The organism is Cohnella sp. SGD-V74 (assembly GCF_003001675.1).
Lineage (GTDB): Bacteria > Bacillota > Bacilli > Paenibacillales > Paenibacillaceae > Cohnella.
In genome coordinates this window covers 270,478-290,078 of record NZ_PVYW01000004.1, presented here as the reverse complement: position 1 = coordinate 290,078, position 19,601 = coordinate 270,478, and the positions used below count along the sequence as shown (strand labels likewise).

General features: G+C 59.0%; 19 protein-coding genes. 4 read left to right on the top strand and 15 right to left on the bottom strand.

The features are described 5' to 3' along the window. Positions 1–7: 7 nt before the first annotated feature. Both B0G52_RS08540 and B0G52_RS08535 read right to left on the bottom strand, forming a co-directional pair. The gene (locus B0G52_RS08540) at positions 8–1,840 is read right to left on the bottom strand and encodes an ABC transporter ATP-binding protein (protein ID WP_094043331.1); all 1,833 of its coding nucleotides are present in this window, start codon (positions 1,838–1,840) and stop codon (positions 8–10) included. Beyond that, a complete protein-coding gene (locus B0G52_RS08535; protein ID WP_094043126.1) occupies positions 1,821–3,575 on the bottom strand; it encodes an ABC transporter ATP-binding protein in 1,755 nt (584 codons plus the stop codon). Before B0G52_RS08535 ends, B0G52_RS08540 begins: the two co-directional genes overlap by 20 nt. Positions 3,576–3,777: 202 nt before the next feature. On the opposite strand from B0G52_RS08535, the gene B0G52_RS08530 reads away from it, so the two are divergent. After that, positions 3,778–4,428 (top strand): peptidylprolyl isomerase, encoded by a 651-nt coding sequence (locus tag B0G52_RS08530; RefSeq protein ID WP_094043124.1) that lies wholly within the window; start codon positions 3,778–3,780, stop codon positions 4,426–4,428. Between the two features lie 90 nt (positions 4,429–4,518). On the opposite strand, the gene B0G52_RS08525 is transcribed toward B0G52_RS08530, so the two are convergent. After that, positions 4,519–5,169, bottom strand: coding sequence for a GntR family transcriptional regulator (locus tag B0G52_RS08525; RefSeq protein ID WP_158223634.1), 651 nt, complete (start codon positions 5,167–5,169; stop codon positions 4,519–4,521). 69 nt (positions 5,170–5,238) lie between these two features. After that, a complete protein-coding gene (locus B0G52_RS08520; RefSeq protein ID WP_094043120.1) occupies positions 5,239–6,303 on the bottom strand; it encodes a stalk domain-containing protein in 1,065 nt (354 codons plus the stop codon). A gap of 166 nt (positions 6,304–6,469) precedes the next feature. On the opposite strand from B0G52_RS08520, the gene B0G52_RS08515 reads away from it, so the two are divergent. Next, on the top strand, positions 6,470–7,429 hold the full coding sequence (locus tag B0G52_RS08515; RefSeq protein ID WP_094043118.1) for a DNA-methyltransferase: 960 nt from the start codon (positions 6,470–6,472) through the stop codon (positions 7,427–7,429). Between the two features lie 128 nt (positions 7,430–7,557). Next, complete coding sequence (locus B0G52_RS08510; RefSeq protein ID WP_094043329.1) at positions 7,558–7,752, top strand: sporulation protein Cse60; 195 nt, start codon at positions 7,558–7,560, stop codon at positions 7,750–7,752. Between the two features lie 114 nt (positions 7,753–7,866). On the opposite strand, the gene B0G52_RS08505 is transcribed toward B0G52_RS08510, so the two are convergent. From B0G52_RS08505 to B0G52_RS08470, 8 genes are all read right to left on the bottom strand, one after another. Continuing rightward, entirely contained in the window at positions 7,867–8,655 is a 789-nt protein-coding gene (locus B0G52_RS08505) for a DeoR/GlpR family DNA-binding transcription regulator (protein ID WP_094043116.1), read from the bottom strand. A gap of 5 nt (positions 8,656–8,660) precedes the next feature. Then, the gene (locus tag B0G52_RS08500; protein WP_094043114.1) at positions 8,661–9,701 is read right to left on the bottom strand and encodes an ABC transporter ATP-binding protein; all 1,041 of its coding nucleotides are present in this window, start codon (positions 9,699–9,701) and stop codon (positions 8,661–8,663) included. After that, entirely contained in the window at positions 9,698–10,501 is an 804-nt protein-coding gene (locus B0G52_RS08495; protein ID WP_094043112.1) for an ABC transporter permease, read from the bottom strand. The genes B0G52_RS08500 and B0G52_RS08495 overlap by 4 nt, the downstream gene beginning before the upstream one ends. Beyond that, positions 10,498–11,430 carry an ABC transporter permease gene (locus B0G52_RS08490; protein ID WP_094043110.1) on the bottom strand — a complete coding sequence of 311 codons (933 nt, stop codon included), beginning with the start codon at positions 11,428–11,430 and terminating at the stop codon, positions 10,498–10,500. Before B0G52_RS08490 ends, B0G52_RS08495 begins: the two co-directional genes overlap by 4 nt. Positions 11,431–11,504: 74 nt before the next feature. After that, on the bottom strand, positions 11,505–12,611 hold the full coding sequence (locus B0G52_RS08485; protein WP_094043108.1) for an ABC transporter substrate-binding protein: 1,107 nt from the start codon (positions 12,609–12,611) through the stop codon (positions 11,505–11,507). Positions 12,612–12,849: 238 nt separating this feature from the next. Next, a complete protein-coding gene (rnhA, locus tag B0G52_RS08480) occupies positions 12,850–13,479 on the bottom strand; it encodes a ribonuclease H (RefSeq protein WP_094043106.1) in 630 nt (209 codons plus the stop codon). Positions 13,480–13,535: 56 nt separating this feature from the next. Next, the gene (gene map, locus B0G52_RS08475) at positions 13,536–14,282 is read right to left on the bottom strand and encodes a type I methionyl aminopeptidase (RefSeq protein ID WP_094043104.1); all 747 of its coding nucleotides are present in this window, start codon (positions 14,280–14,282) and stop codon (positions 13,536–13,538) included. A 53-nt stretch (positions 14,283–14,335) separates the two neighbouring features. Next, positions 14,336–15,577 carry a multidrug effflux MFS transporter gene (locus B0G52_RS08470; RefSeq protein ID WP_094043102.1) on the bottom strand — a complete coding sequence of 414 codons (1,242 nt, stop codon included), beginning with the start codon at positions 15,575–15,577 and terminating at the stop codon, positions 14,336–14,338. Positions 15,578–15,776: 199 nt separating this feature from the next. Between B0G52_RS08470 and B0G52_RS08465 the strand changes: the two genes are divergently transcribed. Then, on the top strand, positions 15,777–16,949 hold the full coding sequence (locus tag B0G52_RS08465) for a ParB/RepB/Spo0J family partition protein (RefSeq protein WP_094043100.1): 1,173 nt from the start codon (positions 15,777–15,779) through the stop codon (positions 16,947–16,949). A 489-nt stretch (positions 16,950–17,438) separates the two neighbouring features. On the opposite strand, the gene B0G52_RS08460 is transcribed toward B0G52_RS08465, so the two are convergent. The 3 genes from B0G52_RS08460 to B0G52_RS08450 form a co-directional block, all read right to left on the bottom strand. Then, positions 17,439–18,437, bottom strand: coding sequence for a hypothetical protein (locus B0G52_RS08460; protein WP_094043098.1), 999 nt, complete (start codon positions 18,435–18,437; stop codon positions 17,439–17,441). Next, entirely contained in the window at positions 18,427–19,011 is a 585-nt protein-coding gene (locus B0G52_RS08455; RefSeq protein ID WP_094043096.1) for a sigma-70 family RNA polymerase sigma factor, read from the bottom strand. Before B0G52_RS08455 ends, B0G52_RS08460 begins: the two co-directional genes overlap by 11 nt. 77 nt (positions 19,012–19,088) lie before the next feature. Beyond that, positions 19,089–19,496 carry a hypothetical protein gene (locus B0G52_RS08450; RefSeq protein WP_094043094.1) on the bottom strand — a complete coding sequence of 136 codons (408 nt, stop codon included), beginning with the start codon at positions 19,494–19,496 and terminating at the stop codon, positions 19,089–19,091. Positions 19,497–19,601 lie beyond the last annotated feature (105 nt).

The window sequence follows — 19,601 nt, the reverse complement described above, 5'->3', positions numbered from 1 at the left end:
CCTCCTCTTACGCAAGTTGTACGTGCCCGCGAATCATTTCGCTGTACAGTCCCGGCTGGGCCAGCAGTTCTTCGTGAGAGCCCCGCTCCAGCAGCCTGCCGTCCTTCAGCACGAGAATCTGATCCGCGCGGCGGATCGTGTTCAGCCGGTGGGCGATGACGAAGCTCGTCCTGCCTTCCATCAACCGCTGCAAGCCTTCCTGAATTTTAATCTCCGTGACCGTGTCGATGCTGCTCGTCGCCTCGTCCAGCACGAGAATGGCGGGGTCGGCCAGAATCGCCCTGGCGATCGCAAGCAGCTGCTTCTGGCCTTGGCTGATCCCGCCGCCGTCGCCGTGCAGCACTTTCCCGTAGCCGCCGGGCAGACGCGCGATGAAGGAATGGGCGTTCGCCAGCTTGGCAGCCCGTTCCACCTCCTCGTCGGTCGCTTCGGGCTTGCCGTAGCGGATATTGTCGCGGATCGTTCCTTCGAACAGAAACGAATCCTGCAGCACGAAGGCCATATGAGACCGGAGGCTCTCCCGCCGAATCGATCGAATATCGCGGCCGTCCACCGTTATCGTTCCCGAATCGGCTTCGTAGAACCGAGAGAGCAGTTGGATAAGCGACGTTTTGCCCGCGCCGGTCGGTCCGATGATCGCGATCGTCTCTCCCGGCTTTGCCTCGAAGCTGATTCCCTTCAGCGTCGGCTCCCCGGGATCGTAAGAGAAACAGACGTCGGCGAACGCTACCGCGCCGCGCACCGCTTCAATCGGACGGGCATCCCCCTCGTCCTTCGCCTCCTCTTCCTCGTCCAAAACCTCGAATACGCGCTCCGCTCCCGCGATCGCCGAGAGCAGCGTATTCCACTGGTTGGCCAGATCGTTAAGCGGACGGGTGAATTGCCGGGCGTACTCGACGAACACGACGATCACGCCGATCGTAATCGCTCCGCGGATCGCCAGCAATCCTCCCACTCCGACGATAACGGCATAGCTCAAGTTGTTCAAGCCGTTCATCAGCTTCGGAATGAACCCGGAAATCGTCTGCGCCCAGAAGCCGGACTGCTTGATCCGGTCGTTCCGCCGCCCGAATTCCTCGATAACCGTCCCTTCCTGGGAAAAGGCTTTGACGATGCGCTGACCGGACAGCGTCTCTTCGATGTAACCGTTCAGATCTCCCAGATTACGCTGCCGTTCTTTGAACAGGACACCCGTTCTGTTCGTGATCCATTTCATGCCTGCCGACATCAACGGCACGACGAGAAAGGTAAGCAGCGTAAGCAAAGGACTCAGAATAAGCATCACGACGACGGTTCCGACGAGAATGAGCGCGCTGGAAAAAATCTGGATCGCCGAGCTGTTCAGCGTCGAACTGACGTTGTCCATGTCGTTGGTCATCCGGCTCATCAGCTCTCCGCGCTGCCGCTTGGCGAAGAACGGAATCGGCAGCCGATGCAGATGCTTGAACAGATCCAGCCGCATCCGATACACCGTTTCCTGAGCGATCGCGATCATCCACACGTTCTGAAGCCACCCGGCGACGGAGCCGAGGATATATACCGCGGCAAGCGCCGCAAGGAACAGCAGCCACGGAGTTCCGCCGCTTCCTTCCAAGTAGCGGTCGATGGCCACGCCGATCATATAGGGGCCGAGCAGCGACAAGCCTGAGCTGATCAGCACCATGAACAGCACAAGGCTCAGCATCCCTTTGCGGCGAGCCAGGTAGCCCCATATTCGTTTTAACGTCGCCTGCCAGTTTTTCGCCTTGCGCTTCGGATGCTTGGCGTCCTGCGCCGCCGTCCGCTCGGCCAACGCCTGCGACTTCGGATACTGAAGAGGATCACTTAGCGCTTTCCACATGGGACTCCTCCTCCCCGTATTGCGATTCGTAGATGCGGCGGTACAAAGAGTTGCCGGACAGCAGTCGGCTGTGACTGCCCTGGGCGATCAGCCGGCCGTCGTCCAGCAGCAGGATCAGATCGGCGTTCACGGCGGAGCTGATCTTCTGCGTGATCAGGAACGTCGTGCAGGCCATGCCGGCCAGCGCCTCCAGCAATGCAGCTTCCGTGCGCACGTCCAGCGCGCTCGTGCTGTCGTCCAATATCAGGATTGACGGCTTGCGCACGAGCGCCCGGGCGATCGAGATGCGCTGCTTCTGGCCGCCGGACAGATTGACGCCGCGTTGGCCGAGCATCGTATCGTAGCCTTGCGGCAGTCCGGCGATCGTCTCGTGAATCTGCGCCCGCTTGGCCGCTTCCGCGATCTCCTCGTCGCTCGCCGCCGGGGCGCCCCAAGCGATATTGTCGCGAATGGAGCCGGTGAACAGCACAACCTCCTGCGGCACGTAACCGATCGAATCGCGCAGCTGGCGCACATCCCATTCGCGGGCGTTCCTGCCTCCGATGCGAATCGTGCCCCGATCCTCCTCGTACAGCCTGAGAATCAGCTGCACCAGCGAAGACTTGCCCGCTCCGGTCGCGCCGAGAATCGCTATCGTATGGCCGGCTTCGGCCCGGAACGTAACATCCTCCAGAGCGTAAGACTCCGAATCCGGGTACCGGAAGGCCACTCGATCGAATTCGACGCTCCCGGCTCCGGGGCCGGGCTTTCTCCCGCGAGGAGACAAGCTCCTTGCCGCATCGTCCGTTCCCCCGTCCTCCGTAAGCAGCGTCTCTTCGATGCGTCCGGCCGAAGCCCGCGCCCTCGAGAATGCGGACACCAGCATCGACAGAGCCGACAGCGCTCCCGCCGTCCGCAGCGAATAGTTCACGATCGCGACCACTTCCCCGGTCGTGGCGCTCCCGGCTTGAATGTCCAGGTGCCCGAACCAGAGCACTGCGATGATGCCCGCGTTCATGATCAGAACGATGAACGGCTGGGTGATCTCGGTCAGCCGCTGCGCCGACGTCGAGCTCTGCATCAGCTCGCCGCTATGTTTGGCGAAGCGCTCGGCCTCCCTGTCCCCTCGCACGAACACGCGAATGAGCCGCATGCCCGTCAAATTCTCCTGCATGACGCCGTTGACGGCATCGAGGCGCTGCTGGACTCTGCCGAACAGCTCGGCGGCCTTTTTCACCATCCATAAAATAAACAGAACGAGAATCGGCACGGTCAGCAGCAGCAGAAACCCAAGCTCCCGATGCACGACCAGCGCCATGATCATGCTGCCGATGACGACGAGCGGAACGCGAAGCATGAATCTGAGCCCCATGAATACCGTATCCTGCACTTGCGTCACGTCGTTCGTCAGCCGGGTAATGAGCGAAGAAGGAGCGAAGCGGTTAAACACCGCGTAAGAGAACGCTTGCACTTTGCCGTACAGCTTCTCGCGGATGTCGTAGCCCAAGCTCTGGCTCACGTGCGCCGCGTAGAACGAGCTTAAGATTCCGGCGCCGAACGCCAGCAGCGTCCCTCCGACCAGCACCGCTCCCCACCAGATGACGACTTGCGCGTCGCGCGGACCGATGCCGTCGTCGATGATTTTCGAGATCAGCAGCGGCTGGACCAGTTCGACCGCAAGCTCGACCAGCATCAGAGCAATCGCCATAAACGCGGCTGCCCGGTATTTGCCCAGCACCCGAAAAATAGATTTCATGTTGTTTTGTCCTCCGACCAAGCGTAAACGGCTGGCGCCGTTCCAACGAACCGTCGGGATCCGGTCGTCCCGATCGATCCTATGTCATCCTATACATATGCTTCCTCTTTATCTATTCTACCCCTTATCGCCGCCGGAGGACAGTGGATTCCTGTCCGCGCAGATGATATGATACGAATGGATATAGTTGGACAAGGAGGACATGAATTTGAAATCCACAAGTCGACGATTGTCCGTATCTCTAATTGCGTTATTCGCGCTTCTGTTGATCGCAACGGGATGCGGAGGCAAACAAAAGGAGGATTCCACATTGGGCGGACCAGACACATCCGGCGACAATCCGATCGTCACGATCGAGATGGATAGCGGCAAAACGATCAAAGTCGAGCTCTATCCGAAAATCGCGCCGAACACGGTGAACAACTTTATTTCTCTCGTGAACAAAGGTTTCTACGACGGAACGATCTTCCACCGCGTCATTCCCGGCTTCATGATTCAGGGCGGAGACCCGGACGGAACGGGCATGGGCGGTCCCGGATATTCGATCGAAGGAGAATTCACGCAGAACGGCTTCCAGAACGACTTGAAGCATACGACCGGCGTTCTCTCGATGGCCCGCGCGCAAAATCCGAACAGCGCCGGCTCCCAGTTTTTCATCATGGTTGCCGATTCTCCCCATCTGGACGGAGCGTACGCGTCCTTCGGCAAAGTGATCGAAGGCATCGAAGTCGCTCAGGAGATCGTGAATACGCCCAGAGGCGCCAGCGATCGCCCGAAGACGCCTCAGGTCATGAAGAAGGTAACCGTGGACACTCGCGGCGCCGCCATTCCGGAGCCGGAGATCATTCAGTAATCGTGAACGATAAACAAGAGCCATGCCTGCCGCGAAGACCGTTCGTCTTCATGGCGCGCATGGCTCTTTGTCATCCCGTTAACAATCCCGTTAATAATCTCCGCTGCCTCTTAGCAGTTCATCCCGCACATGCCACTTGGAGTTTCGAAGCGTCGTTCGCGCCCCGCGAACGTCCCCGTCCGTCAAGCATCGATACATCTCCGAATAGACCGCTCTTCCCGTGTACGGCCGGTTCGGCCTCTTGTAAGAACGATGAGCGACGACGAAAAACAATACTTTGTCCTTGTAAGCGTCGAACGTTTGCAGAATGTGCCGGTTGTGGGTCGCCTCCAGCAGCGTTCGCATGAACAGCAGCCCGTTCTCGTAATATTCGCGGTAACGCTTACGATCGCTCGCCTCAATCAGCCTGTCCAAATACGTTCTCATCTTGAGCAGGTCGATCTCGTCGTGATACTGCTCGACGACGTCCAGCGCATACAGGTACAGGGCGTTCAACAGGTCGAAAATGTCGAACAGCTCCTGAACTTCGATCGCGTTCACGCGGATTCCGCGCTTGGACAGCGTCTGCACGAAGCCTTCTTTCTCCAGCAGCCGAATGGCGTCGCGCACGGGCGTCCGGCTCATATTCAATTGCGCCGCCAGCTCGCTCTCGGACAGCAGCACCCCGGGAGCGTAATCCGCGTTCAGCAGATTGTGGCGTATTTTCTCATAGGCGATATCAACCAGCGGTGAACCGGACATGCGCTTGCTCCCTTTAATCGTTATCCCATTCATTATACCCGCGAATGTTATCGGAGGATTAACTCCCGGTTATTCGAACGCGGAAAACGGAACTTCGAACTCCGGCATGCCCGCCGCGTAAGGCGTATATTCGTACTGGGTGAAGTAGACGACTACGCCGTTGTGCTTCAGAAAGAAGTCGCGGTCCGGCTCGATCGTTCTGAACGGATTCAGCAGGCCGATGCCGCGCGCCTTGATCTGGTTCTGAATGTGGCCGTTAATAATCGAGACGTACTTCGTATTGCCTCCAGTGACGTCCGTCAAGGTCAGCTGTTTGCCCGTCTTCAGATCGAACGTGTACGTCACGCGCGCGGTCGTGCCGTGAGCTCCGCCCGTATAGATGTGATAGTCCACGTACAGGCTCAGCTTGTCCTGCTCGTTGTACGTGACCGTATACGTCCCTTCGAAGGAAACCTCGTAGGACTCGCTCCCCTCTCCGAGAGCGCCGTCAAGCGACTGACGCGCAAGATCGACGTTCAGCTCGGCGTCCTTCTTCAATGTCTCGTTGATTTTCTTCTGCACTTCCTCGTTGACGTAGCCCGTTATCCGCGGATAATGCACGGCGATCGACTTGCGCTTCCCGTCTTCCTTGATCGCCTCCGTCTCGATTTTCAGCGCGTTCTCCTGAATCATCTCGATTCCGATCGCCTTCGTCGCGGGATCGTACGAGACGCCGTAGCCCATGCGCTCAAGCAGGAAGCGGAACGGCACGTACGTCGTGTTGCTCTGCACGATGGACGGCAGGCCGTAAATGCTCTGGCCGTTCAGCGTCGCGCCGCCGTCGCCCAGATTGAGCACGAGTTCCCGGTCCCGGCCGGTCACGGTCACCGTATTGCTTGCCTTGTCCCAACGCGTATTCAAGCCGAGCTCGTTGTTCAAGCCGCGCAGAGCGACGTACGTCGTGCTGCCCGTATTGATCGCCGGCAGAGTGACCGACGTGCCGTTCGCGTCGATCGCCTGCTCGATGATCTTGTACCGGCTTGCCGCCGCGCTTGCCGCATCTCCGGACGGGAGCAGGGGAGCAACCGCGATCGCCGCGGCGACGGCCAATGCCAGCATCGCTTTCGTTCTTTTTGTTCCGTTCGATGTATTCATCTTAATCTTCCTCTCTATTAAGAAGCCTTCCCTATTTTATAGACGCAATTCCTGTCGAAATGGTTCATTCCTTCCCGAAAAATAAACGGGCCCTGTTGATAACCCGCTTCCGTATCTTATATGATAGGGGAACAAAGATTACCATCCGATTAGGCGGTGCTGCTCCTTGTCCGACGGCGAAAGAGAACGGGCGAAGCGCAATAAAACGATCACGCTCAGCGAGGCCGAGAGAACGGAATACCGTTCCAGGCTCATTTCGCTAGACGCGCCGACGAAGGCGGAACAGCTGCTGGATCGAACGATCTGCCAGAATCTGTTCGAAGCGATCGATTACTTGCCGGACGCTTTCGTCGATTTGCTGTTCATCGACCCTCCGTACAACCTGACGAAAAATTTCAACGGCAAAACCTTCAACCGCATGAACCATCGGGAATACGCCGAATGGCTGGACGGCTGGTTCGCCAAGCTCATGCGCATTCTGAAGCCCGACGCGACCGTATACGTGTGCGGCGATTGGCGTTCGAGCCATTCGATCTTCGAAGTCGCCTCGAACTACTTAAACGTCATTAATCGAATTACGTGGGAACGGGAAAAAGGCCGCGGCGCGCTCTCCAACTGGAAGAACGCCTCGGAAGATATTTGGCATTGCACGAAATCGGCGGATTACAAGTTTTACGTCGACCGCGTCAAGCTCAAGCGCAAAGTGATCGCCCCGTACCGGACGGCCCAGGGCGCGCCGAAGGATTGGAACGAAGCCTCGGACGGCAAGTATCGCCTGACGCATCCGTCCAACCTATGGACCGATCTGACGGTTCCCTTCTGGTCGATGCCCGAGAATACGGACCATCCGACGCAGAAGCCGGAGAAGCTGCTGGCCAAAATCATTCTCGCCAGCTCCGACGAGCACGATGTCGTATTCGACCCGTTCGGCGGGGCGGGCACGACAGCCGTCGTCGCCAAGAAGCTGAACCGGCGGTACGTCTCCGTCGAGATCGACGAGACATACTGCTGCCTGGCAGAGAAAAGGTTGCGGATGGCCGAGCGGGACGCCTCGATCCAAGGCTATTCGAACGGCGTATTCTGGGAACGGAACACGTTCCCGCGCATCGGGCAGGATCGCCGTTAAGACGCGCGGCGGACGTGATTTGACACCCGATTGCGTCAATGATACGGTGGAGCTGTACAGGCATTCCGGGGCAAGTCGGCGGAATGCGTGTCTTGATGTCGGGCGAAGCGCCGGAAAGGGGATTTCCCGTGATCAGAGTCAAAGAATTCCTGGATAGCGACAGCTCCCTGGCCGAGAAGAGAGTCAACGAATTTCTCGCCGAGCTTGAGGACGAGCAAGTGATCAACATCTGCTACAGCTCGATCAGCAAACCGAATTTGAACAACGTCAGCGAACAACGAAGCGCCATTCTCGTCGTTTATAAGGTGAATCCGAAGAGTTGATCCTTCGGGCAGGAGAGAGCCCGGCAGAACGCGAATCCCCCGAATCGAGCGGCCAGACCTGATCGTCTGCTCCGCCCGGCCGGGGGATTTTGCCGTACCGCTGTCTCTTCCCGCCTATCCCTTCGCCTCGATCCATTGAATGCGATGCTGCTTAAGGGTCGGCAGCCATTCCTTCGGAGGAGCCCCGTTGCAGACGATCGCGTCGACGTCGCGAATGGGCGCAATCTCGACGAAAGCCTCCTTGCCGAACTTCGAGTCGTCCGTCAGCACGATCGTCTGGGCTGCCGACTCGACCATTCGCCGCGACCGCATCGTCTCGTCCAGATCGTAATCGCTGATGCCGCGCTCCATCGAGATGCCGCCGATGGAGATGAACGCCTTATCCACGCGGAATTGCGCCAGCTCCCGCTCTCCCGAAGCTCCCGTCAGCGATTGCTGCTCGGGATTCAACTGCCCGCCGATTACGATGATCTTGCCGGAGAAGCGCCCTTCGTTCAACGACTCCATCAGGTGATACGCCACAGCGATGGAATTTGTCAGCACGGTAAGCCGCTCCTTGTCCTTGATCGCCTTGGCCATCTCCAGCGTCGTCGTCCCGACGTCGATGACGATCGTGTCTCCCGACGCGATCAGCTCGGCCGCCCTCGTCCCGATTCGGGCCTTCTCCTCGGCCTTGACCTTCTGCCGATGCAAGTACGGAGGCTCGAAGCCCGCCGGCTTCGTCAGCACCGCTCCGCCGTACACCCGCCGCGCCTGGCCTTCCCGCTCCAGCAGCATCAAGTCCCTGCGCACGGTTTCCTCCGACACCGCGCAGCGCAGCGCCAGATCGGGCACCTTGACCTGGCCGTCCAGCCGAAGCCGCTCCATGATGATTCGTTTCCGCTGTTCCGACGATACCGACATGCCGGCTACGCCCCTTCCTTCTCCAAGGCCAGCAGTTGGGAGGAATCGAGCTCCAGAGCAACCGCCGCGCCTTCTTCTCCGCGATGGGACTGTCCGTCGTTAAGCGCGTCGACGGTGAGCTTGACGCCGGAGGACACGACGGAATAGCGAACGATGTTGCCGAGCACGCTGATCGACTCGATCGTGCCGTCGGCGACGCGCCGGTCGCGGCGCGCTTCGCCGGCCGATGCGGGAAGCAGCCTGACCGATTCCGGCCGGAGCGCGTAGCTGGCCGCGGAGCCGACCGCGACGCCGAACAGCCGGCCGGCCTCCTCGCGGGAAAGCACGTTGTAGCTGCCCATGAAGCGCGCCACGAACTCGGTGCGCGGCTTCGCATACAGCTCTTCGGGAGAGCCGTCCTGGACGATGTTCCCGTTGTTCATGATGCAGATGCGGTCGGACACCGTCAGCGCTTCCTCCTGGTCGTGGGTGACGAAGATCGTCGTCATCTTCAGCCGCCTCTGGATGTCGCGGATTTCCGTTCTCAGGCTTTTGCGGATTTTCGCATCCAGCGCGCTTAGCGGCTCGTCCAGCAGCAGCACCTTCGGCTGCACGGCGAGCGATCTCGCCAGCGCGACCCGCTGCTGCTGTCCACCCGAGAGCTGCTGCGGATAGGCATCCTTCTTGTTCTCCAGATCGACGAGCGCTAGCAGCTCCTCGCACCGGCTCTGCCGCTCCTTCTTGTCCGCTCCCCGCATTTTCAGCCCGTACTCGATGTTCTCGTAGACGGTCAGATTCGGAAACAGCGCGTACGATTGAAAGACCATACCGACCTCGCGCCTGCGCGGCGGAAGCTCGCCGATGTTGGTCGGTCCCAGCATGATGCTGCCGCCGTCCGGCTCGGTCAAGCCGGCGATGCAGCGCAGCAGCGTGCTTTTGCCGCAGCCCGACGGCCCCAGCAGCGTCACGAGTTCCCCTTCGTTAATCGACAGGTCGACATCGTTCAACACCGTCGAATCTCCGAACATTTTGCGAATTCCTCTCAGCTCCAAGTAAGACGCGCTCATTTTTCCGCCACCCCGTTCATTTTTTTGCCCAGCTTCATCAAGACGGTCGACAGCGCGAGAATAAACAGGAAATACGTAATGGCGATCGCGCTCGCCAGATGTCCGCTCTCCCCGACGCGCCGGTACAGATACACTTGAATCGTCTGAATATGTCCGCCGACCAGCATGTTCGTCAGCACGAATTCCCCGAACAGGACCGAGAAGCTCAGCAGCGTGGAAATGATGACGCCGGGCCAGATGTTCGGCAGGATGACGGTAACGAACGCCCGCTTGCGGGACGCTCCGAGCAGCTCCGCGGAATGAAGCAGCTCGACGGCGGATACGGTGATCAGGCTGTTGCGGATACCCTGGTACATATAAGGAAGAACGACGATGAAGTAGGCGCCGATCAAAATGTAAGCCGTGCCGGCGATATCGATCGGTCCGCCCGAATACGCGCGGATCAGTCCGACCGCGGCGACGACTCCCGGGACGGCGTACGGCAGGACGACGATGCCCTTCATGAACGTCTCCCACTTCGGCAGGTAGACGGTGATGACGAACACTGCGGGCAGCATTACCGCAAGGCTGAGCGCGACGCTGATCGCGCACAGATAGAGAGACGTCCACAGCGCCTCCAGAAACCGCAAATCCCGGAACATCTCGCCGAACCATTCGAGCGTCCAGCTCTCGGGCATCACCGTCGTCTGCCACTGCTTGGCGAAGCCGTACAGGAGCGTCGCCGCCAGCGGCAGCAGCAAGTAGACCATGAGCAGCAGCATCAAGGCCCGGTGGGACCAGCCCGCTCTCGACTTGATCATGCTCCGGCCTCCTTCTTGACGGCGCGCCACGGCTTCGCGCGGCTAGCCCGGCGTTGTCCGGACGCTCGGCCGGATGAGGCGTGCGCGGCGGTAAACCGCTGGGAGCGCTTGGACATCCAGTGGTTCAGAATGACGGCCGCGATCGTCGATACGGCCAGCAGAACGGCGAGCGCGCTGCCCAGTTCCGGCTGGTTGGCGACGTCCCCCGTCACGAGCGAGCCGATGCGGATCGCCAGCAGGTTGTAATTGCCGCCGACCAGCGCGTACGCCGTCGCATAGGCGCCCATCGCGTTGGCGAACAGAATGCCGAGCGTGCCGAAGATCGCCGGCGTCAGCATCGGCAGGCCGACGGTGCGCCAGAACTGCCACGGCCTGGCGCCGAGCAGCATCGCCGCTTCCTTCCACTGGTCGCGGATGCCGTAGAAGGAAGGGTAGAGCAGCAGCAGGGCCAGCGGCACCTGGAAATACACGTAGACGAGCACGAGCCCCGTCCAGCTGTACAGATTAAAGCCGGCGAATACATCCCAGCCCCATTCCTTGAACAGCAGCGTAAAGATGCCGTTGTTGCCGAGCAAAATAATATAAGCGAAGGCGAGCGGTACGCCTGCGAAATTCGAGGTCATGTTGGACAGCATCAGCAGCCTGTCCCTGATCTTCGGCGTGAACCGCGTAATCGAGTACGCGCACGCCAGTCCGACGACAATGCCGATCAAGCTGGAATAGAACGAGATCAGCAGGCTGTTCTTGATCGCCTTCAAGTAATACGCGCTTTCGAATATTTTCACGTAATGCCCGAACGTAATCCCCGATCCTCCGGGTCCTCGCACGCTTCCCGCGAGCATGGACGCGATCGGCGCCAGCTGGAATGCCAGCACCATGACGACGAAAGGAACGAGACCGAGCAGCATCCAGCGGTTTCTTTGCTTCATGCCTTCCACTCTCCCGAGACGGAATACGGCGGGCGCCCGCGCAGGGCAGGCATCCGCCGTCAAAACGGGTCCAGCTAGTTCATGTGGACAAGAACGCGATCCTGCCATTGCAGCGGAATGTCCTTGGACGTCTGCTCCCACACCTTGTAGTCGCCGACCGGCTTCGCGCTTGTATACTCTTCCTTCGGCAGCAGCTTCGCCGCGACGTCGTCCGGCAGCTTAACGCTGTCGCGAATCGGACGGGCGTAGCCCTTGGCCAGATTGATCTGCCCCGCATCGCTCAAAATATATTCCCTCGTCAGCTTGGCCGCGTTCGGATGCGGAGCGTACTTGTTGATGATTGTCGCGTAGCCGCTCACGACGCTGCCTTCCTTCGGAATGGCGACATCGTATTGATCCTTGCCGAGCTGATCGCGATAGTTCAGCGCATTGAAGTCCCACAGCAGCGTCACTTCGACTTCGCCCTTCTCGATGTTGGCCAGAGTCGCATCCACGTTGGAGAGGCGCCCGTTTCTGGCCAGGTCCTCGAAGAAGGCCAGCCCCGGCTCGATGTTCGACTCGTCCCCGCCGAACGCGATGGAAGCGGCGAGCAGCGCCATCTGCGCCTGCGCCGCCTTCGTGACGTCGCCCGTTACGATTTTATAATTGCCGTTCTTCAAATCTTCCCAGCTCTTCGGCGGGTTGGCGACCAGCTTCTTGTTCGTCAGGAATGCAATCGTGCCCTGGTAGCCGAGCAGCCAGTGACCGTCCTCGTCCTTCGCCCAATCGGGAATCTCGTCCCAGTAGGAGGTTTTGTAGGGCTGGGTGACGCCCTTCTCGATGGCTACCGGGCCGAACGCGATGCCCACGTCGCCGATGTCGGCCGTAGGCTTGTCCTTCTCCGCCTCGAACTTGGCGATCTCTTCGGCGCTGGACATATCGGTGTCGGTGTGGGACAGTCCGTACTTCGACTGCATGTCCGCCCACGTGTCCTTCCAGTTCGCCCACGAATCCGGCATGCCGACGCTGACGATGGCGCCTTCCTCCTTCGCCTTGGCCTCGATCTCGCTCAGCGACAATTCCGGAGCTCCGGCAGCGTTGTCGTTCCCTTTATCGTTCGCACCTCCGCAAGCCGCCATCAACCCGGCGAGCAACACAAGAACAAGTCCGCCAGACAATTTGCTTCTCAGTCCGCTTCTCATGATTCCCTTTTCCTCCTATGTGGTGTTTTGTGGGGTGTCTCTATATTCTTGTTGTGTTCTGCCCACATTCACTATAGGGCCGGTCTATTTCCGAGAGATTAAGCGCGATGATTGGGTTTGTAAAAACCGTTCGCTTCTCCTTCCGACTCCCGGCGAACCGTTTGTTGTCGGCGCATTCAACGCAAATAGCGCCCCAGTGAAGGGCGCTATCCATATCTGCTATTCGTGATTTTCTATCCTATTTCCGTCCGTAGTCGGCCTTAATCTCTCCCCATTCCTTCGTCTGCCACTTCAGCACTTTGTTGGGGTAGTCGTTCGTTTTCAGCCAGCGGACAGCCCTGTCGGTCAGATCCCAGATTTCCCGCGTCGATTCGTCGCGGACGAGCGTGGACGACACTTCCTTCTGCTTCACCCATTTGAGCGCGTTGACGGAATCGCTGTACACCGTTTTGGAGCTGCCCATTTTCTTCAGATGGGCCAGCGCGTGAACGATGGCGAGAAACTCGCCCAGGTTGTTCGTCCCTTTCTTGACCGGTCCGACCGAGAAAATCACTTCGCCCGTCCGCGTATCGACGCCCTTGTACTCGACCGGTCCCGGATTGCCCTGCGTCCCCACGTCCACGGAGATGCTGTCGTAATCGATCTTGCCGGGCGCGGCGGCCGGAGCCTTTTTCGCCCCGGAAGATTTTCCGTTGCCCCAATGCTTCTTCCAGCCTTCGCGATACGCTTGCTCCGCGGCGGCCCTGGATTCGTACGATTTATATTTCGCCTCGTCGAACTGATTGATCTGCTTCTGGCATTCCGCCCAGCTGGCGTATACCCCGGGCTGGCGGCCGACCCACACGACATAATGCTTCGTCTTCGTCATCTATCGTTACTCTCCCGTTCCGGCAGTCGCTGCTAGGGCGTGTATGCATACACGCCCTAACACACGGTCGTAATGATCGGATTGCCGTTCGTAATGATAATCGTATGCTCGAACTGCGCGACGCGGCTGCTGTCGGGTACTTTAAGCGTCCATCCGTCCGACTGCTGGTCGACATAGGTCGCTCCCGTCGAGACGAACGGCTCGATCGTAATGACTTGCCCGGCTTTCAGCACTCTCCGGTCGCGCGGCTCGAAATAAGGCAATATCTCGAAGGGCTCCTCATGCAGGCCTTTGCCCACGCCGTGGCTGCACAGATTTTCGATAATCCGGTAGCCGCCCCGCTTCGCTTCCTCCTGCATCGTTTTGCCGATCTGGTTCAGCTTCACTCCGGCCTTCAAGCCGGAGATCACCTTCATCATCGTGTCGTACGCATGCCGGCACAGACGATCCACCTCGGTCGCCACGGGAGCCACCTGGAACGACCGCCCCGCATCGGCGTAATAGCCTCCCAGCTCCGCGGACACGTCAATGTTCACCAGATCGCCCGCCTGAATGATCCGTTCTCCCGGAATGCCGTGCGCCACCTCTTCGTTCACGCTGATGCACGTATAGCCCGGAAATCGAACGTCCTTCATCGGAGCGGACGACGCCCCGTGCGCGGCCAGCACGTCTCTGCCGATCAGATCGAGCTCCCTCGTCGTCATTCCCGGTCTTGTGCGGTTTTTCATTTCCTCTATTGTTAACGCCACGATTTTGCCGATCTTCATCAGCTGTTCGATATCGTAAGGAGATTGTACCGTCATCCGCCGTTCCTTCTTTCCGTTCGCGATTCGTCGCTCGCTTCACTATTCTTACCTTACAACTTTTGGGCCTTTTGCTCAACTTTACGTACCATGAAAATGTAGCAGGCCACTGCGCCGATATTCGCCGCAGCGATCAAGATGCCCATGGGCAGCGCGTTCGCGCTCCCCGCGATGCCGACCAGCGGCGCCAGCGCCGCCCCGAACAGGAACGCCAGCAGCCCGAGCAGCGCCGAAGCGCTCCCCGCCGCATGCCCGTGCTTGCTCAGCGCCAGCGTAAAGCCGGTCGCTCCCACGATGCCGACGCTGGAGACGACGAAGAAGAGCGGCACGAGCACCGCCGTCAGGCCGCCTCCCGCGAGAATGACCGCCAGCAGCGCCAAGCCTCCGCTTAAGGCGATCAGAAGACCGGTCAGATACAGCTTCTTCTCCCCGATCCTCCCGGCCAGCCTCCCCGTCACTTGACCGGCAATAATAATCCCTGCGCCGTTAATGGCGAAAAACAGGCTGAACAGCTGTGGAGATACGCCGTAGATGTTCTGCAGCACGAACGGCGATCCCGAGATGTACGCGAACATGGCCGCCGTTACGAGCGCCTGCGACAGCGCGTAGCCCATAAACAGACGGTCTCCGAGCAAGCTGCGGAACGTCGAGAACGTCGTCTTCAGCCCTCCCGTCATCCTTCTCTCCGCGGGCAGCGTCTCCCGCAGGCCGAAGATGACGGCGAGCAGCGTAATCACGCCCCATCCGGCCAGCACGACGAACAGCCCTTCCCACGACGTGAACTTCAGCAGCTGTCCGCCGATAACCGGGGACAGAATCGGGGCGGCTCCGTTCACCAGCATCAGCATCGCGTAAAATTTCGTCAGCTCGGAACCGGAATACATATCCCTGACGATCGCCCGGGAAATAACGATGCCCGCCGAGCCGGCCAATCCTTGCACGAACCGCAGGGCGACCAGCACGCCGATCGACGGACTGAAGGCGCACAGAATCGACGCGACGGCATAAACCGCCACTCCGATCAACAGCGGTCCCCTGCGGCCGCGGAAATCGCTGATCGCGCCGGCGAACAGCTGGCCGACCGATAATCCGATCATGCAAGCGGTCAGGCTGAGCTGCGCGTACGACGAGCTCGTATTCAAATTTTCCGCCAGCTTCGGCAGCGCCGGCAAGTACAAATCAAGCGATAACGGCCCGAAGGCCGATAACGATCCGAGCAGAAGGACGTACCAGATCAGTCCGGCTTTTCCGTTGTCCCTCGCTCCGGCCGCGAGTCTGTCTTGATATTTGTTCAAAATGAAAGGCTCCTTGTGTTTCCATATAGGATAAGTTGAACCAACGAAGGGGGAAGCCCACTGCTTTCCGCATTCTTCCTATCATAGTACGAGCCGTTTTGAAACTTCAAGCTTTATTCCCATCGCCGCGCCGCTGAGCTATAATACAGATGTTCCCACTGGCTCGTCCTAATAAGAGATCATAGACAGGAGACCAAGCATGGACATTATTCCGATCCCTGCGCATTTGATAGATGAAGATAAAGAGCAGCCGCGCTACCAGTTCGACGACGAAGCGCTCCAGGAGCTGATGAACAGCATCGGGGAGCTGGGGCTGCTGTCCCCGATCAAGGTCCGCAAGACCGAGGGCGGCCGCTACAAAATCATTTACGGCAACCGCCGTTACAAAGCCTGCACGGCGCTGAATCTGCCGACGATTCCGTGCATCGTGTCCGAAGCGACGGACGAGATGGAAATCTATCTGGAGCAGATCGCCGAGAATCTGACCCGCCAAGGGTTCTCTCCGATCGAGGAAGCCGAAGCCTTCAACAAGCTGCTGAACGATCCGAAATTCAGCAGCTCGATCAAATATTTGTCCAGCAAGCTGGGCAAGCCGGAAAACTATATCAAGAACAAGCTGGATCTGCTGAAATTCAGCCCCTCCGTCCGCCAGCTGATCTCCGCAGGCACCGAAATCAAGAAGGGCAGGCTGACGGAAGACCAACTGATGCCGCTCAAGGATTTGCCGATGGAGTACCGTGACTCTCTGGCGCTCATCATGGCCGAGGACGAGATGGCCGTCACCGACGTGAAGCGAATCGCGCGCCTGTTCAAGGACAAGGAAATTTCCGACGCGACGAAGGGGAAGCTGCTGTTCAAAACAGGGTATCAACTGCTCGAAACGTGGTCGACCTACGAGCATAACCGCAAGGAGAGGGCCAAAAACGCGCTGCCCAAGGAGGAGCCTTACATCGCGCCGGAAAGTACGGCGGCGGAGAGCGGCGTTCAAGGGGGCGAGATTGTCGCGGCGGGGGCGCCGGACGAAGGCGCAAGCCCTGTCCCGAGCGCAGAACCGCCGAAGCCGAGAACCAAAGCGACCCCGGAAGCGGTCCAGCTCGCCATATCCGGACTGGCCGGCCTGACGGAAGCGGCGCCGGAGCCCGAACCGGAAGAAGAGGAACCAACGTCCGGCAGCTACGTCGAGGACATGCTGAACCTGCTGCTCGCCACCCTGCCTGCTCCGAGCCATCTGTCCCCGTCCGACCTGCCCGATCTGGAGGGCGTAGAGCTGCAGCAGTTCGCTCGGGACGTGGACACGCTGATCGCGGATTTGGAGAAGCATCTGTCGGAATGGCGTTCCGTGAAGGATAATCTGAGCGTGAGAAAATCGTAAGAGGCTGTCCCATAAGTCGTTCGAACGCAACGCAAGTTGCCTGACTTATGAGACGGCCCCTTCCTCATTCGTTGATTAAATGAAGCTCCTCTCCCGGAGTTAATGAGCAAATGCTCGGGATCGAGTGACATGGAATCGCGTAGGACGATGGGATAACGTTATTGAATTGGCGGACCGACGGGTGAAGTGAGGTTAACGTTATGGCGTAACTCTATTGTGTTGAGCAGAGGCGATAGGGTGGGCGTACGGAAGAGATAGCGTTATGCCGTCGCTCTATTGGCCGCTCCCTGAGTCCGAATCGGTCAATTAGCGCTACGGCGTAACGTTATGAATGCAGGCGAATTCCGCTAGCCTACCCCCGCATGAAAAAGGGGCTGTCCCATAAGCCCATCAAGTTGCTTTGAAAGATAATCGATGATAAAGGTACATACCTTTTTTCTATCCATCATCTCAAGCCTCTTTGCTTATCGGACAGCCTCTTGCCCGGCCCTAAGCGGCCGGCTTCACTATTGCTTGCTGCGAAATCGCCGACTCCGCGACGGCAATGAGCTGTTCCTTCGTTGCCGCGTCCGAGAAGCTGCCGACCGTGTAAAGAACGGAAGCCTCCTCCTGCGTGTCAATCCAGCTCAGACTCGCATACCGATTCGAATCGGCGTACAAGAACTTGTCATTCACCGAATACAGCGCTTCGCGTCCGTCGCTCAATCGGATTTTCTCCTGCTGCGCCTGAGTCAGGCCGACAAGCTTTATTTTCTCCCCGAACAGCTGAACGGAGAAGATGAGTTCATGACCTCCGGCATCCCGGTAGGAGGTCGTGTAGGCGGGCAGCCGCTCTTCCTCCCGTTCGATCTTTTCCCAGGCCAGAGCTTTGCCCTGCTCCGTCACCTCCGCTTGAAGCCGCTTGGCCGTCTCCATCTCGAAGACGCTTCCTCCATACGCCGCCTCATCCTTGCCGTCAACGAAGACAAGCCCGTTCTTCTCCGCATCCGGAAGCGCAAGCTCCGGCACGAGCCCGGCCAACCGTTCCTTCCATTCCCCGTAGTCCTTGAACAGATAGGGATTGCTTACGTATTCCGCGTAAAACAGCCCTTTGCTCCGGTAGTCCGGCAACAACGATTCAATCTCCGGGGAATAGACGAGCGCCTTCTCTCCGACCGCTAACTGACTCCTTATTGTTTGCAACTGGTTGCGCACGACGCTTGCGGTATGCTCGTCGAACCGGATTTGATCGTTCACGGTCATTTCCAGACTGAAGCGATCATCGCCGATCTTAACGAAGTATTGCGTGGTGAATCCCATGATCAGCAAGGCGAGCGATCCGGCAATCGCCCACTGCGTCGATCTTCGGCGCAGTATGGAGCTTCTTCTCGTTCTCGCTTCGAGCATCCGATCGATCGCGGCCTTCGCTTTCCGATCCGCCAACGTCGGGACGACGAGCTTCGCTGCCGCTTCCCGATAAGCGACCTTCATGTTTTCCTCAATCCGCATGAAACGCAGCCTCCTCAAGGAACGTGTCTTGTCCGATCCACTGGCGCAGCTTGCCGATCGCCGAATGATGCCTCGACTTGACCGTGCCGACCGGGATGTCCAGCGTCTCCGCGACCTCCTCAAGCGAGTATTCGCGATAGTGCCGGAGCACGACGACTTCCTTCAGCTTGTAAGGCAGTCTGTCGACCAGAGCCAGCAGTTCCCGGCTTTCCTCCCTGGCAATGGCCCGTTCTTCGGCCGGCAGGCGTCCCTGCGGGCCGTCGGTCGACGTCGCGCTCACTCGCTCGAACAGCCTCATTCTGCGCCACAGCTTGCGCTTCCAACTGCTTGCCTGACGTACCGCGATTCCGTTCAGCCATTTGCGAAACGGCTGTTCCGGCCGGTAGCTGGGCAGCGATCGGTACAGGTTGAGATACACCTCGCTCAAGACATCGCCGGCATCCTCCCTGTCGTTCAACAGAAAGACGAGCAAGCGATAGACGTCGTCCTTGGTCAGCTCGTAGATGCGCCGGAAAGCATCCGAGTCTCCCTGGATCATCCGTTCGAGCCATGGTTGATATTCGTGATCCTGCATAAGGCGCCTCCTAAGTGGGTCTCGCCCTATATTGGCCCGATGGGAGAAAAAGGTTCGAATCCGCGCTTATCTCCGTATTAGCGCTGTATCGGCTCGATCAGGCACACGCCTTCCCCGTCCTCCCGAATCGCCCATCCGTACGACAGAACGGACGCCAGCAGCTCCTTTTCCTCCGCAGACAATGCCGCGCGCACCGCTTCCTGTCCTTCTTCCAGCCGAAGCTCCGGCTCGCGTCCGAAACGGACGGCAATCCAGCTGCGAATGCCGCGCACCGTATTGTACTTGATCTGATAGCCCTGCGTAACCGCCGTCTCGTACGTCTCCGGTTCGTTGTTCGCCAGCTCGGCGAGCGCTCCGTACTTGGCTTCCGGCAGCTCCCCGGCCTTGACTTTGCCCAGCAGCTCCTCGTTCGTCCAGCCGAGCGATCTCAAAGTTTCCAGCAGCAGCGCGTCCCACTGCGACAGCTTGGTTCCCGTCGTCGTCATCTCTCATTCCGCTCCTTCACGTCGTTATACATTCATATGCTCAACATTTCAACCTCTTAAGTTTACACATTACATCGGATTACTTGGTGATTCAACTCTTTTCTT

Bases quoted from the DNA above. Each gene is read 5' to 3' on its own strand.
- B0G52_RS08540 (WP_094043331.1), bottom strand. From the start codon at position 1,840: ATGTGGAAAGCGCTAAGTGATCCTCTTCAGTATCCGAAGTCGCAGGCG.
- B0G52_RS08535 (WP_094043126.1), bottom strand. From the start codon at position 3,575: ATGAAATCTATTTTTCGGGTGCTGGGCAAATACCGGGCAGCCGCGTTT.
- B0G52_RS08530 (WP_094043124.1), top strand. From the start codon at position 3,778: ATGAATTTGAAATCCACAAGTCGACGATTGTCCGTATCTCTAATTGCG.
- B0G52_RS08525 (WP_158223634.1), bottom strand. From the start codon at position 5,169: ATGTCCGGTTCACCGCTGGTTGATATCGCCTATGAGAAAATACGCCAC.
- B0G52_RS08520 (WP_094043120.1), bottom strand. From the start codon at position 6,303: ATGAATACATCGAACGGAACAAAAAGAACGAAAGCGATGCTGGCATTG.
- B0G52_RS08505 (WP_094043116.1), bottom strand. From the start codon at position 8,655: ATGTCGGTATCGTCGGAACAGCGGAAACGAATCATCATGGAGCGGCTT.
- B0G52_RS08500 (WP_094043114.1), bottom strand. From the start codon at position 9,701: ATGAGCGCGTCTTACTTGGAGCTGAGAGGAATTCGCAAAATGTTCGGA.
- B0G52_RS08495 (WP_094043112.1), bottom strand. From the start codon at position 10,501: ATGATCAAGTCGAGAGCGGGCTGGTCCCACCGGGCCTTGATGCTGCTG.
- B0G52_RS08490 (WP_094043110.1), bottom strand. From the start codon at position 11,430: ATGAAGCAAAGAAACCGCTGGATGCTGCTCGGTCTCGTTCCTTTCGTC.
- B0G52_RS08485 (WP_094043108.1), bottom strand. From the start codon at position 12,611: ATGAGAAGCGGACTGAGAAGCAAATTGTCTGGCGGACTTGTTCTTGTG.
- rnhA (WP_094043106.1), bottom strand. From the start codon at position 13,479: ATGACGAAGACGAAGCATTATGTCGTGTGGGTCGGCCGCCAGCCCGGG.
- map (WP_094043104.1), bottom strand. From the start codon at position 14,282: ATGACGGTACAATCTCCTTACGATATCGAACAGCTGATGAAGATCGGC.
- B0G52_RS08465 (WP_094043100.1), top strand. From the start codon at position 15,777: ATGGACATTATTCCGATCCCTGCGCATTTGATAGATGAAGATAAAGAG.
- B0G52_RS08460 (WP_094043098.1), bottom strand. From the start codon at position 18,437: ATGCGGATTGAGGAAAACATGAAGGTCGCTTATCGGGAAGCGGCAGCG.
- B0G52_RS08455 (WP_094043096.1), bottom strand. From the start codon at position 19,011: ATGCAGGATCACGAATATCAACCATGGCTCGAACGGATGATCCAGGGA.
- B0G52_RS08450 (WP_094043094.1), bottom strand. From the start codon at position 19,496: ATGACGACGACGGGAACCAAGCTGTCGCAGTGGGACGCGCTGCTGCTG.